The sequence below is a fragment of the Pseudomonas imrae genome, from assembly GCF_046352735.2.
Lineage (GTDB): Bacteria > Pseudomonadota > Gammaproteobacteria > Pseudomonadales > Pseudomonadaceae > Aquipseudomonas > Aquipseudomonas imrae.
In genome coordinates this window covers 4,293,662-4,307,398 of record NZ_CP110853.2, presented here as the reverse complement: position 1 = coordinate 4,307,398, position 13,737 = coordinate 4,293,662, and the positions used below count along the sequence as shown (strand labels likewise).

Here is a 13,737-nt window from a genome sequence, read left to right as displayed (position 1 = left end):
CTGGATGATGGACCCGGAGTTCTCATGAACGTAGTAGCAACATTGAAAAAAACCTTGCTGCCCTGTGCGTTGGCGCTTGGTGCAGCGTCCATCAGTGTGCCGGCGATGGCGTTTGTCGAGGCGATCACGGCGGTGTTTCGCCCTGATCCTACTAACCCGATGAGCAACAAGTTCGTCAATACCACGCCGCAAAGCGGGCTATGCCCTTGGCATGCGCCTGCAAAATGCGAAGCGGTCAACACGTTCAGTATTCGCAATGAGCAGTTCAGGGCCAGTTCGAGCGGGCCAATAGCGGCCTATCCTGACGATCCGCGCAAGAGTGCCTATTTCAAGGTGCCTTCGGCGTTCCGCGACGTGCAGGTGATCCACCAGGGCACAGGAAACGTCGAAACGGTGCAGATGCGCATAGCCGGTATCGGTGCCGCCTGGCGCTTGTCCTACCCCCCGGGTGTGTCGGGATGGGCTACGACGACGGCACCAAACTGGGGAACCTACTGGAGGGGAGCACCGGCGCCGTGTATGCCGATCAATCACATTTCCGCCGGAACGAACTTCGCGCTGTTTTTCTGGATCGTGCCTGAAAACGCCGGGGCGTGCAGCGTGACTAACGGTTACGCCATTCCGTGGTTGAACTATTACCACCTTGAGTACGGTTACGAACTCAAGACCCCCGACCCTCTCGGGATGGAAGCGGGTGTGTATGAGGGGGCCGTGACCTACAGCATGGGCCCTGGCGCTGATTTCGATTTCGGCGACACCATGATCCCCAACGACAACGTCGCCACGTTCAACTTCATCCTCAGCGTGGAACACGTCCTCAAGGTTGACCTGCCCCCCGGCGGCAATCGCATCGAGCTGCTGCCCCAGGGCGGCTGGCAAGCCTGGCTCAACCAGGGCCGTCACCCGACGCGGCTGTACCGTGACCAGACCTTCAGCATCGCTGCCAGCACACGTTTCAAGATGACCCTCGAATGCGGGCTGGTCAGCGGTAACACCTGCGGCCTGCGCAACGGCAATGGCGATGAAGTGTCGGTGCAGATTGCCGTGTCCCTGCCTCACGGCCTGAGCGACGCATCCGGCCAGGCGGTGAACAAGCGTGCGCTGCGCCTGGATGGCAGCGGTACTGAACTGTTCCAGGCCACGCAGTACGTGAATAACCGGCCCGCCACCTTGCATTTCGAAGTCGGCAAGGAAGACGTGAGCGAAATGCTCAAGCACCCGGGCACCACCTATTCAGGCGCGGCGACGGTGGTGTGGGACTCGGAAATTTAAACCCCCTTGCAGGTATTCGAAACACCGACCCCGGGCACCTTTGCCCGCGCGGTCGAGGTCAAATAATGAGGCGTAGTAACCATGAAAAAAGCAGTGTTGGCGGTCGGGTTGTTCCTGTGTTCGATGGCGGCCCAGGCCGGGCCCGCGATCAATGTCGGGGTGGTGTATGACTATCTGGAAGAAGACCGCAGTTCCTTCCTCAAGCGGGTCTTCAACGGCGGTACCAGCACCGCTTTTGTCAAAGTCAATGTGCTGGAAATCCTCTACAACGCCGACGGCACGTCCCGGGAAGTGCCGGTGGCCTCGCTGACCAACGCCAAGGGCGCCACCACCAGCCGCGACGGCCTGATGGCCAGCCCGGCGCGGCTGATCGTACCGGCTGGCGGGCGCCAGGGATCGCGGCTGTTGTACATGGGCCCGCGTGACAAGGAGCGTTATTTCCGCGTGCGCTTCGTTCCCGTGGTGCCGGAGAAAGAAGATGACTTTGCCGTCACCGATGAGGAACGCGCCGATTACAAGAGCGGCCTGGCGGCCGGGGTCAACGTCTTGGCCGGGTACGGCACGGTGTTTTTCGTGCGCCCCAAGAACACCCGCTTCGACACGCAAATCACTGAAACCGCCGAGCGCTACCAACTGCGCAATGCCGGCAACAGCGTAGTGGTGCTGGACGAGTTCAGGGACTGTTCAAAAGCGGACAAAACCAAGTGCGAGCCCACCACCAAGCATCACATTCTGCCGGGCCGTGGGTTGGCCTTCGACAAAAAAGCCGACCGTCAGTACAGCTTCCAGATGATTGAAGGGCGCGACAAAAAGCCGATGACGTTCGACAGCAACGGGTGATAAGCATGTTCAAGCAACTGACATTGATCGGCGCGCTGGCGGTTTCGCTGCTGGGCTCGCCGCAGGCCTGGGCGTTTCAAGAGCGCCAGACCTTCGATATCTCGGTGACCATCCCGGTTCATGAGGCGTACGTGCTGCCCTCCGAACCCGACTGGATGGGCCAGGACCAGCAACTGGCCTGGAACCTGGTGACCGAGCAGCTCTCACGGCTGCGCAAGAACTTCGATGTAAAAAACCTCAACGGTGGTGTTGCCGCCCGCCTGGGCGATGTTCCTTACCTGTACAGCGGTCGCGACCGCATCGACTTGCAGGTGCAGTTCAATGGCGTGCCCCTGACGCTGGACAGCACTGAAGTGGTCAATGCCGACCAGGCGCGAGTCGGGCGGCGTGCCGAGCTGGAAATTGCCGCGATCAAGCCCGAGGGCGGCTACCCGTCGGGTGAGTATTACGGGACGGTGCATGTGATGTTCGATTTTCAGGCGCCATGAGTGAGTCAATGATGAAGCGTGCATTGAGAGGTTCCATGCGCTGGTCTGCGCTGTCAAAAGCCGCGTTACCGTGTGTATTGGCACTGGGTGCAGGAGTGGCCAGCGCGCCGGCGATGGCCTTGGTCGAAGAGATCACAGCGGTGTTTCGCCCTGATCCTTCGAACCCGATGAGCAATAAGTTCACCAATACCACGCCGGAAAGTGGCATGTGTGCCTGGCACGCTGGGGCTATTGCGCGGTGTAAGGCGCTGGGGATTTTTGGACTTCGTTATAACGATTTCTTTGCTGACTCAACTGACATTATTCCCGCCAATCACGATGATCCGCGTAAAGCCGCGTATTTCAAGGTGCCTTCGGCATGGCGGGATGTTCAAGTGACCCATGCGGGCACTGGCGCTACAGAAACCTTGCAAATGCGAATTGCGGCGGTCGGCACGGTTTGGATAGTGTCGCGTCCTCCAGGTGTCAGTGCGTGGGCTGCGCCTGGGATGAACTGGTCGCACTACTGGTACAACGGTGCGCCGCCTTGTCAGGGAGTTGGCTATATTGCAGCGTCGGAGATTTCGGCCATGTTTTTCTGGATAGTGCCGGAGGGGGCTGGTGCTTGCTCTACGAGGCCCAGTGTCCCCATCCCACGAATGAGCTACAGACAGCTGGAATATGCCTACGAACTTAAAACCCCCAACCCCCTGGGCATGGAGGCCGGTGAGTATAAAGGTACCATCAGCTACACCGTGGGGCCTGGCGGTGACTTCGATTTTGGCGATGCGATGATTCCTCCTGACAACGTCGCCACCTTCAACTTCACCCTCAATGTCGAACACATCCTCAAGATCGACCTGCCCCCCGGCGGCAACCGCATCGAGTTGCTGCCCCACGGCGGTTGGCAAGCCTGGCTCAACCAGGGCCGTCAGCCGACGCGGTTGTACCGTGACCAGACCTTCCGCATTGCTGCCAGCGGGCGTTTCAAAATGACCCTTGAATGCGGCCGGGTCAACGGCAACACCTGCGGCCTGCGCAACGGCAATGGTGATGAAGTGCCGGTGCAGATTGCCGTGTCCCTGCCTCACGGCCTGACCGACGCATCCGACGAGGCGGTGAACAAGCGTGCGTTGCGCCTGGATGGCAGCGGTACCGAACTGTTCCAGGCCACGCAGTACGTGAATAACCGGCCCGCCACCTTGCATTTCGAAGTCGGCAAGGAAGACGTGAGCGAAATGCTCAAGCACCCGGGCACCACCTATTCAGGCGCGGCGACGGTGATCTGGGACTCGGAGGTCTAGGCCCACTCGCGGGTATTCGCCGTAACGCCCCCAGGCACCTTTGCCCTGGGGGTATCTGATCGACGGAGTCAATATGCAACATGGATTCAAGCTTTGCAGCGGCCGATGGGCATTGTCTTCCCTGCTACTGAGCAGCCTGCTGTGGGCGGGCCCGGCCGCGGCGCAGGTCCAGGACATCACGGCGACGTTCCGGCCGAACCCTTCCAGCCCGGATCAGAACCGATTTACCAATACCACGCCGGTCAGTGGTTACTGTGCAAGTTACCCGGGCCAGTGCGCTGTCAATAATACCTTCAGTATCAGGTTGCCGATTCGCGCGCACTCCAGCGGGCCGTTGCCGGCCCAACCAAGTGATCCGCGCCAGAGTGCGCTGTGGAAAGCTCCCGCGCAGTGGCGCCAAGTCACCGTGACCAATGCCATGGGGGATCAGGAAACCGTGGAAGTGCGTATCAGCGGTGTCGGTTCGCGCTATGTGTTGGATCGCTCGGTTGTCGAGTTGGTAGGCGGGGGGGTAACACCTATTGCAGGCCACAATCTTCTGTGGCGGTCAAGCTGGGTGAACGCGCCAGCACCGTGTGGTTACAGTGGGGTGGGTTATTATGGGAACTCGTACTACCAGTTTTTATGGCGAACACCGGTGGAGCAAAGCTGTGTCAAGGTTGCCCAGTTTGAAATTCCTTCCATGTCTTACGAATATATAGACATGGCCTATGAACTGCGCACTCCCAACCCCTTGGGCATGCCGACGGGGGTTTATTCCGGAGTATTGAACTACGGCATCGGCCCTTATCAGGATTTCGACCTGGGCGATATCATGCTGCCCACCGACTCGATGCTGACCCTCAATTTCAGCCTGGATGTAGAGCATATCCTCAAGGTCGAGCTGCCACCGGGCGGCGACCGCGTTGAGTTGTTGCCCCAGGGCGGCTGGCAGGCCTGGCTCAACCAGGGCCGCAAACCGGCGCGCTTGTTCCGTGACCAGACCTTTCGGATTGCCGCCAGCTCGCGTTTCAAGATGCAGCTTGAATGCGGGCTGGTGGTCGGTAATACCTGCGGCCTGCGCAACAAGGACGGCGATGAGGTACCGGTGCAAGTCGCCGTCACGCTGCCCTACGGGTTGTTTGATGCTAACGACCTGCCGGTGAATAAACGCCCGTTGCGCCTGGACGGGGTGGGCACCGAACTGTTCCAGCCGACGCGGTACGTGGATAACCGGCCCGGCACTTTGCACTTCAGCATCGAGCGCAATGACGTCGACGGCATGCTCGAACACCCCGGCACCACCTATTCGGGGTCGGCGACGGTGATCTGGGACTCGGAGGTCTAGTCCCGGATCGGCCTGCCGGTTACAGCTGGGGGGTGGCGAGGGCCTGGTTCGTCAGGTTACGTGCCATCTCCAGGTAGGACTGCTCAACGGCGTGATACAAGGCGTTGCGTGTTGCGTCCGACATGGGCTGGTCAACCAGCACGCTGTCCTCCGAGATCGCCGCGCCCAGGTGGTTCAGGTGCTCGATCTGTGCGCTCATTTGTGCGCGCAGTTGCGTCTTGCGCTCAGGCGAGGTGTCGCTGGCGACCCATTCCTCATGCGCTTCAAGCACGTCCTCGAGTTCGCTGGCGGCAGTTTCGCGTGCGCTGTGTGCCCGCTCGAACTGCTCGGTGTAGGTGCTTTCCAAATAGTCGCGCCAGAAGTCGATATTTTTAAGCATGCCGTCCACCAGCCCGTTGTTCGCTTCGGCCTCGTTCACGGCAAGGAAGGCGCTGTCCAGTTGCGCCTGGGTGACCTGCGCCGTGTCGCGATAGGCCATGTGCTCGGACATCCAGGGCAGATCGAGGCGTTGCTTGAGCGCGGTCTGGTAGGCAAGGTAAACCTCCGTCTCATCCACACCGCCCTCGCCAAATTGCTCGCCTTCACCTGCAGCGACAAGGTCGAGCCGACGCTTGACCTCCTTCGATATATGTTCGTTGAGCGTGTCAAGGCGCCACTTTTGCTTGGCCAACCTGGCCAGTTTACCTTGGCGTTCCGCCAGCCCGGCGACGCTCTTGTCGGCGTTAATTTCGGCCAACATGATCTTCACCCCCATCGAGTTGAAAATATTCGCTCCGGCATCGACGCAGTTGGCGGGATCGCTGGAGTTCATGAATACTTCCTGGCGCAGGTCCGAGTCGAGGTCTATCGCCTTGAGCATTTCCCATACCCGGCCCCTCAGGTCGTTGGCACCTAAGTGATAGAGCCGTATGTCGGCCGCGGTTTGTACCGTTTCGGGCGGGCGGAGCAATCTGATCATGTCGAAAAAACCTGCGGAACCCCGTTCCTTCTTAAGGTCATCCCATAATTCTTGCAGTCCGTCCTGGAGCTCGGGCTTGAACCCCTCCAGCCAAAACTCGATTTCCTCGGGGCTGCCTGGTGGGATGATGCGATCAGGGTCTATGCCCGAAGCGCGGCGGTAGTCGGCAAAGCGCAGCCCATCGGTGGCATCGAGTTGGGTGCGGTCCAGCCAGCTACGGCCGACCACCCGTGCGCCGGGTGAGCCTTCCGGGTACTCGGGAACGGTTTTTATCTGGGTGTTGAGCAGGTCCAGTTCCAGGTCGCGCTCACGTGGCAGTTCGATCCCCGCCGGCCATTGGTCGAGACTGGTTCTGCGCAGCACCATTTGGTTGAGATGGGGCAACCGTCGCACATCGGGGGCTACCCGTAAGAGTGGGTTGTCTCCCAGTTTCAGGCTTCTCAGGTCTTTGTATTGGTACAGAACCTTGAGGTCTTCGCTATCCCAATTGATAGGGTTGGCGCTGATGTCCAGATTGGTCAGCTCCGGCAGGGCCGTCATCACTTTGGGTAATCTGTCGATCTCGTTATGGCTCAGGTTCAGCTTGCGCACTTTGGGAAAGTTTTCCAGAAAGTCCAAGTCCCGGTAAGAAAGGCGCGTGTCACGGGCTATCAGGTTCGTGACATGGTCAAAGTTGCTGCGCAAGTGGCCCAGGCTGCGCACGTAGCGGCCCAGCACCATTTCACTCAAATCAAGCACGGCGCCTTGCGGTACCAGGCCGTCAGTGGTGAGTTGGCCCCATGAACGGTTTTCCCAGCACAGTTTCAATTCGTCGATGATGCGCTTGCGCATCAGTTGTTCGTCCGCCGCAAGCATGCTGTAGCGCTGGCTGAGCGTGGGCTTTTTTTTCCAGTCACTGAGGTCTTGCAGCAGGTTTTTTCTTTCGGCTTCCAGGCCTGTGAGAATGGCCGGCCCGTTCTCCAGCGTCTTGAGCGTTTGCACAAAATCTTCCACGCGCGATGTGGTCATGCTCGGAAACACCGCGCTGACGCGTGCATGATCGCTTGGCGCCTCTAGGCGCAACACTCTGCGAAACGTCGTCCACATTGGTTTTCGCAGCAGGGCTTGAGTGATACGTTCATCGGTTTGGCGCAGGGTCGGCTCCTCAAGCGCGGCACGCCTTACGGTCGGCTCGACGGCCAGGTCTCTGAGCCATATTTTGAACACGCGCCCCTGGCCGGGCACGTAGTCCACGCGGTTGTCCGGGATCACACGCAGCAAGGCTTCGAAAAAATCGTATTGCACCGCCGGCGAAGTGCTTTTGGGGGCGTAAATTTCATAACGACCGTTGGCTTTGCGCAGCAGGAACTTTTGCATGCCGGCGTCGGTGGGCCCGGCCTGGCAGCGCAATTTTCCGCTGGGTGAGTGATCACGCACGCTGATGCTCAGGTCGTTGTACGTGTTGGTTTGCTGACGCAGCAGGTTCAGCGCCATGCGCTCGGTGTCCGGAGTGATCAGGTCATCGTTGTAGAACCCCTCGAACGCATGGCTGGCAATGGTTTCGTTTTCCAGCGCAGTGGCCAGGTTTTTCAGGCGCAGCGGGATATGCTGTTCGTTGGTCATGATCGCGACTTCGTCGGAGGAGGCGCGCAGCATGAGTTCATTCACCAGCTCTGCCGGCAGTTGCGGGAAGCGTTCTCGTAACAGCTTGGCGGGCGCGGTGTCGAGTACTTCGCTGGTGCTGTAGAGGTGGTTGAAAATGGCCACCTTCTCCTGAGCCAGACGATCGGCCAGTTGGTTGCGCAAGGCCTCGGTGCGGCCTTGCGCGGTAGGCGGCAGAGGGGCGGGCAGCATGGCTCGCAACTCGGCGTCGGTTAAAAAGTGGTTGAGTTGTTCGGGTAGCTTGCCGTCGTTCAGGTCCTGCAGGCTGATTTTCAGGCTGTGGGCCGCATCGGCGTTGCGAGCGCCGTAAGTCATGGGCTCGCCGGTCAGGTCAGGGTTGTCGAAAACCTGGATGGCTTTGTCCGACGGCCAGTTTTCCAGCTCGCTGCTGATTTGCGCCGACCAGTTGAACGACTCGTCTATCGGTTGGCCGGCACGGACTTTATCCGGCAGGCTCGCGGCCCTGTCGTAAAACTTCATGCGTTTGAGGCTGTCGGCCAACAGCGGTGGCGGTGGCGTGAGGTCCAGGTACATTTTGCGCAGGGCGTTCGGTCGCGTGCCGCTGAGTGTGCAGGCCTGCTCCACTTGATCAACGGTGAACCCATGGGTTGGCGAGCCCAAGCGGTTGCGCAGTTTCTCGTCGTCCCAACTGCGCGGGACTTCACCTTCATGTACCCAGGTTCCTTTACCGTTGTGCTCCAGCAGCGGCGAATAGGCGCCGGGCCGGGAGGGATGCTTGACCCGATACGTATCGCTTTGCACGTCGTGGTCTACCATATAGTGCTGGTTGTCCAGGGGCAGAACCTTTTTTTGCTGGTGATCATGCAGGCCCCGCTCATTGGGGGTGGAGTCACTGGCCAAGCGCAGGTTTTTGTCGGCGTAAGGGCTCAGGTCCGGGTTCCATAAGCGCGGCTTGTCGTTGACCTTGACTGCAAGCATGTCGTTGACGAAGGGGGAGGGCTTGAATAACACCCGGTTGGTCACGACCCCGCCACCGGCCATGGCCAACAATTGCACCACGTCGGTGACCACGCCGACAATGTGCTGGGTGGCCTCTTCGAATTGGCCCAGTGTCAGGTCGACAACCCCTTCGATCACCTCGCTGGCCAACTGATAGGCGGTATAGGCCAACATCAATTCGCCCAGTCCCGGTACGAAAGGCGCGGCGACCAACAGCGCAATATTCAGAATGTCGGAAAGTATTTTCGTGAAGTTGGCCCACCAGGCCCAGCGTGCATCACTGTCGGCATCGGCCGTGGACACGGCAATGGTGCGGGCATCATTGAGTATTTTGTTCAAGTACGCCTGGTAGCGCTGCTCCCACAGGTTACCGTGGATTTTCTGCGCGCTGATTTGCAGCCTGGGGTTGTTTACAGCGACTTCTTGCCAGGTCGGACCTGCATCGAGAGGGTCTTTCTTGTGCCATTTCACCGTACACAGGCGTTGCTCTAACTCAGCGAAAAAGTGACCGCGTTTGTCGTGACCGACAAATTGGCTGAAGAACTGGCGGTAGGTTTGTTTGGGCACTGGCTGGCTGGACGGCAGCACGGCGTTGGCCCGCAGTTTGCGGATCAGGTCGCGCATGAAGTCCTGGGACGAGGCGTACTCCTTGACCGGGCTTTCGGGGTCGTGGGGGATATAGGCGATCAGCCTCGACACGCGGGTAGCTTTCTCCAAATCGGCGGCAATCAACAGAACCCCGGTGAGCGGCGCCTCCAGCAGGCTCATTTGGTAGTACTGCAAGCCACCGGGGTCGCCGTCCAGGATGCGCATCAGCGCACGATGGCCGCTTTCACTCAGGTCGTAGTAGCCCTGCGCATCGGTTCTTATCCGTGCCATATGCGCCGCGGCTTTAAGGGCGGCCTTTTGGCTGGCGGTGACTTGAACTTGCAGCAGGCTGCGTGCAACCGGGTTTTCGGACAGCAGATAATCATTGAGGTGTTGCTGGTAACGTTTGCCCAGGTCCAATTCACGGCACAGTGTTTTGAAGGCTTCGATGGGCATTTTGTGGTCGTGATGCAAAACAATATATTGCCCAAGATAATCGGGTTTGCTGATATAGCTGGAGCCCTTTTCGAATGTTTCGCTATGGGCGAAGTTATGCAAGGCCGCGTCGAGTAACGAAACAACACGGCTGGTGACGCCGTTGGAAAAATCAAACGCGTACCACGGCAGTTTCTTGGAAATATACAGTTGTAAAAACGTTTCCTGAACATTCAGGTCAAGTTTGTACTGGTCGCGAATGGCATCTTCAAGCAGCGGTTTGGCAAAGGCATAGATGTCTTTCACATCGCGCAGCCGCTGGTCCACGGTATTCTGGGTACGCCAGCCTTCGGCGTTGGCGGCCTTGAGAGCCAAGTGGTCGCTGGTGCCGGCGCTGTCGTACCAGGGCGCTTTGTTCAGGCCGGCGGCGTACAACGCGTGCATACGCGGTACGGCGGCGGAGGTCAGCCATTGTGGCGCGATCTGTTGGATCAACGCGTAGTGGGGACCTTTGTCGATAGTGGGTGTTGGGGCGGGGGGTAGTTCAGGCATGGGTAGGGCCTTGATGGTTGGCTTAAACCATTAGCCTAATACCGCAGGAGGGGAATAAAAGTTCAAAGTCTATGGGGTTTCAAGCATTAGTTAGTGATTGGCGACAACTATTTAAATGCACAGGTTATATAACCAATACCTTGATTTAATATCCAGAGGGTGTCCGGCAAAGTGTCTGGCCACCGCTCAGTAAATAAGGATTGAGAATCGGCGCCATACCCTTGAGCACCTGTACCGGCAGGGCGGAAGTAAAGCGAAATTGCTGCGCCGAACTACCGGGAACGAAGGCTGTCAGCGTGCCGAAATGACGCTCGCCCAGGTAGAACACGAACGTAGCGGTGCGGTTGATCGACCGCGAACTGAGCACCCGCCCGCCGGAGCCGATGGCCTCGATGCGGTTGTCACCGGTGCCGGTCTTGCCGCCCATGGCCAGGGGCGTGCCGTCGTCCAGCTTGAAACTGCCGGCGACGCGTTTGGCGGTGCCGGCGTCGACCACTTGCGACAGGGCCTCGCGCAGGGCTTGCGCCACCTCGATTGGCATCACGCGCTCGCCTTGATTCGGGGCGTTGACCAGGTGCGTTTCGTAGGGTGTGTCCGCAGCGAAGTGCAGGCTGTCGATACGCAGCGCCGGTAACCGCACGCCGTCGTTGAGGATGATCCCCATCAACACGGCCAGGGCCGTAGGGCGGTCGCCGGAACTGCCGATGGCGGTGGCCAGCGACGGCACCAGGTGATCGAACGGATAGCCCACTGCTTGCCAGCGCTGATGGATATCCAGGAACGCTTCGATTTCCAGCATGGTCCGAATACGACTGTTCCTGGCGCTTGCGTGACGGCTTTTGAATAGCCAGCCATACACTTCCTGGCGCTCGAATTCGCTGGCCTTGACGATTTGACTGAAGGTTGCCTCGGGGTGATTGAGCAAGTAACCGAGCAGCCATAGGTCCAGTGGGTGGACCTTGGCGATGTAGCCTTGGTCAGGCAAGTCGTAGGCGCCGGGGCCGTAGCCGGCGTAGAGCTTTTGCAGGCGCGCATCGCTGAGCTTTTCCTGGCTTTTGGCGCTGACCAGATGTGAGCGCACGAACCGATCAAAGGTTTCCTGGTCTGCATCGGGCAGCAGGTAGCGGTGTACCGCCGCGAGGCGTATAGGCGTAGGACGCAGGCTGTCGAGGAAGGTTTCGAGGCGCGCCTGGGTGTCTTTCTTGCGGTACTTTTTCCAGAACTTGAGCAGGAAGGCGGTGCCCTCGCGGTCAGCGAACCGGGCCAGGTATTCCTGGCGGCGTGGGTCGTGGTCATCCTTGAGCAGTTGTGCGCTGTTGTTGGGGCCGGCGTAGGTGCTGTAGCGCACCACATCGCGCATCAGGCGAATGAATGGCAGGTTGATCGACTCACGTAACGCATCACGCAAAGTCGGGTTGCGGCCATTATCCTGGGGGCGAAAGTTATGGAAACGATGCAAGCCGCCGCCGGTGAAAAAGCTTTCGCCAGGGCTTGCCGAATAGGTGCGGTCGAGGGCTGCGTCGAGCATCGCAGGCAGTTGTTTGTCCGGCGAGCGCAGCAGGTAATCCAGCGCCCAGCGACTGAGGCGGTCCTGCTCGTCCACCTCGGCCTGTTTCAACGCCTTTGCCGGTAATGCTGCGTAGCGCTCATGCAGTTCGGCGACGATTTGCAGGTAGGTGGTGAGTACCCGCAGCTTGGCGGTCGAGCCCAGCTCCAGCTTGCTGCCTTCGTTGATATCGAACGGCTGGTCGGTGTTGTCGGTTTGCACCCGCACCCGTGAACCTTCGTCACTGTGCTCGAACAAGGTAAAGCTGTAGCGCACTTGCGCGGTGGTGGCGGGCGTAAGCAAGCGTTCGCCAAGCAGACCGACCTGTGCCGCGAAGCTCGGTTCGGCCAACTGCTTGAGGTAGGCGCTGACCTGTTGCTGCAACTCACCCTGCAAGGTGCTGGTGGCCGATAGGTCCAGGCGATCAAGGTCGTACAACGAGCGATTGAGCAGGACGGCCAGCCGACTGCGGGCGACGCTGATGCCCTTGTTGGTATCGATCATCTTGATCGTCGGCTGCCGTTGCCAATCGCGGTAGCTGACCTTGCTCGCCAGGGCCGCAGTCAACAGAGCAGGTTCCAGCATGCCGTTCTGTGCCAGCAGCCGCAGGTGGCTGTCGGTCAGTTGCGCCAGCTCGTCGCGCCCGTTGGTCAAGTAATAGGAAGGCCGGCGCTGGGCGATGATCAGCGACAGCACCTGACGCAACGCCAGGGCTTGCTGTGCCAGGCTGTGTGGGTCTTGGGCGCGCTGGGTCAAGGCTTGGTTGACCTGCACGAAGTCGGCGCCGTACCAAACCCGCAACCCTTCGGCCATACCGTGGACTTCACCGTGCCCGGGCACGGCCGACAGCGGCACGCTGTTGAGATAGTCACGCACGATGGCTTGCCGGGCCGTCAAGGTGTCGGGGCCGCCGGCGTAGGCACGGACGCTGGCGGAGAGTATCTGGCGGATCTTTTCAGCACCGCTTTGGGTCAGGCCATCCGGCGAGTGACGGTATTTTTCCAACTGGGTCGCCAGGGTACTGCCCCCGGCACTCTGGCCGGGCAGGTGCAGGCGCCTGGCGACTTGCGACCACGCCGCCATGGCAAATCGCGGCCAGTCGACAGCGGGGTTGGCCAGCGGGCGATGGGTGTCCAGCAGGTCGCGGTTTTCGATGAACAGCAAACTGTGCACCACCAGGGGCGGGATGGCGGCGAACTCACTGTAGAGTTGCTGCGGATAGTTGAATTGATACAGAGGCACGGCACGACAATCGGTGATCGACAGGCCTGCCTGGATTTTTTCGATGTAGGGCACGAACAGACCTTTGCCCGCGTAGTTCATCAAGGCATCGGAGAAGCGCGCCTGCGCGGCGATCACATAATTGCGTTTGAGCAGCCTTGGCAGGAACTCATCAAGGTCGCTGTAGCCCAGGCGCTTGTCGAAGGGACCTGCGCCGGGATACACCACCGCGGTACTGGCGCCTGGGGCCAAGTGATACTCAAGGTCGGCTGCCAGATTGCTGAGTTGGCGGGCCTGCCATCTGGAGGTGTTCATCTCCCGCGACAGCGCATACCCGAAGGCCATGAGGGCCATCAGCACAAGCAGCCAGAACAGTCGTCGCCAGTAACGGCGTGTGGACGGATTTTGTGGCAAAGGCGCCGTATCGCCCGTATGGATCGCAGCCTTGCTCGAGTCGTTTTGTCGCAGAGCGCCCATAGTCGACTGATCCATTCACGCAGATTGATCGCACTTGTCTGAAGCTTAGACGGTGGCAGACCTGTAGGAAAAAAAACTGTGGGCGAGGCGATTGTTCTGTGTGGTGTCCGAAAAAACGGCGGGCCTGCGGCTGCCGCGCGGCAAACCAG

General features: G+C 59.7%; 7 protein-coding genes. 5 read left to right on the top strand and 2 right to left on the bottom strand.

Annotated features, from left to right (window positions below; all coding sequences use genetic code 11):
- Positions 1-24 precede the first annotated feature (24 nt).
- The 5 genes from OQ460_RS19545 (at position 25) to OQ460_RS19525 (ending at position 5,210) form a co-directional block, all read left to right on the top strand.
- Positions 25-1,272, top strand: a complete 1,248-nt coding sequence (locus OQ460_RS19545; RefSeq protein ID WP_410019011.1) for a hypothetical protein — start codon at positions 25-27, stop codon at positions 1,270-1,272.
- A gap of 81 nt (positions 1,273-1,353) precedes the next feature.
- A complete protein-coding gene (locus tag OQ460_RS19540; protein WP_410019010.1) occupies positions 1,354-2,112 on the top strand; it encodes a molecular chaperone in 759 nt (252 codons plus the stop codon).
- Positions 2,113-2,117: 5 nt separating this feature from the next.
- Complete coding sequence (locus OQ460_RS19535; protein WP_410019009.1) at positions 2,118-2,600, top strand: CS1 type fimbrial major subunit; 483 nt, start codon at positions 2,118-2,120, stop codon at positions 2,598-2,600.
- Positions 2,601-3,238: 638 nt separating this feature from the next.
- A complete protein-coding gene (locus OQ460_RS19530; RefSeq protein WP_410019008.1) occupies positions 3,239-3,883 on the top strand; it encodes a hypothetical protein in 645 nt (214 codons plus the stop codon).
- Between the two features lie 73 nt (positions 3,884-3,956).
- The gene (locus OQ460_RS19525) at positions 3,957-5,210 is read left to right on the top strand and encodes a hypothetical protein (RefSeq protein ID WP_410019007.1); all 1,254 of its coding nucleotides are present in this window, start codon (positions 3,957-3,959) and stop codon (positions 5,208-5,210) included.
- Positions 5,211-5,229: 19 nt separating this feature from the next.
- On the opposite strand, the gene OQ460_RS19520 is transcribed toward OQ460_RS19525, so the two are convergent.
- Together OQ460_RS19520 and OQ460_RS19515 are read right to left on the bottom strand one after the other, a co-directional pair.
- Complete coding sequence (locus OQ460_RS19520) at positions 5,230-10,344, bottom strand: NEL-type E3 ubiquitin ligase domain-containing protein (protein ID WP_410019006.1); 5,115 nt, start codon at positions 10,342-10,344, stop codon at positions 5,230-5,232.
- A 145-nt stretch (positions 10,345-10,489) separates the two neighbouring features.
- Positions 10,490-13,588, bottom strand: a complete 3,099-nt coding sequence (locus tag OQ460_RS19515; RefSeq protein WP_410019005.1) for a transglycosylase domain-containing protein — start codon at positions 13,586-13,588, stop codon at positions 10,490-10,492.
- Positions 13,589-13,737 lie beyond the last annotated feature (149 nt).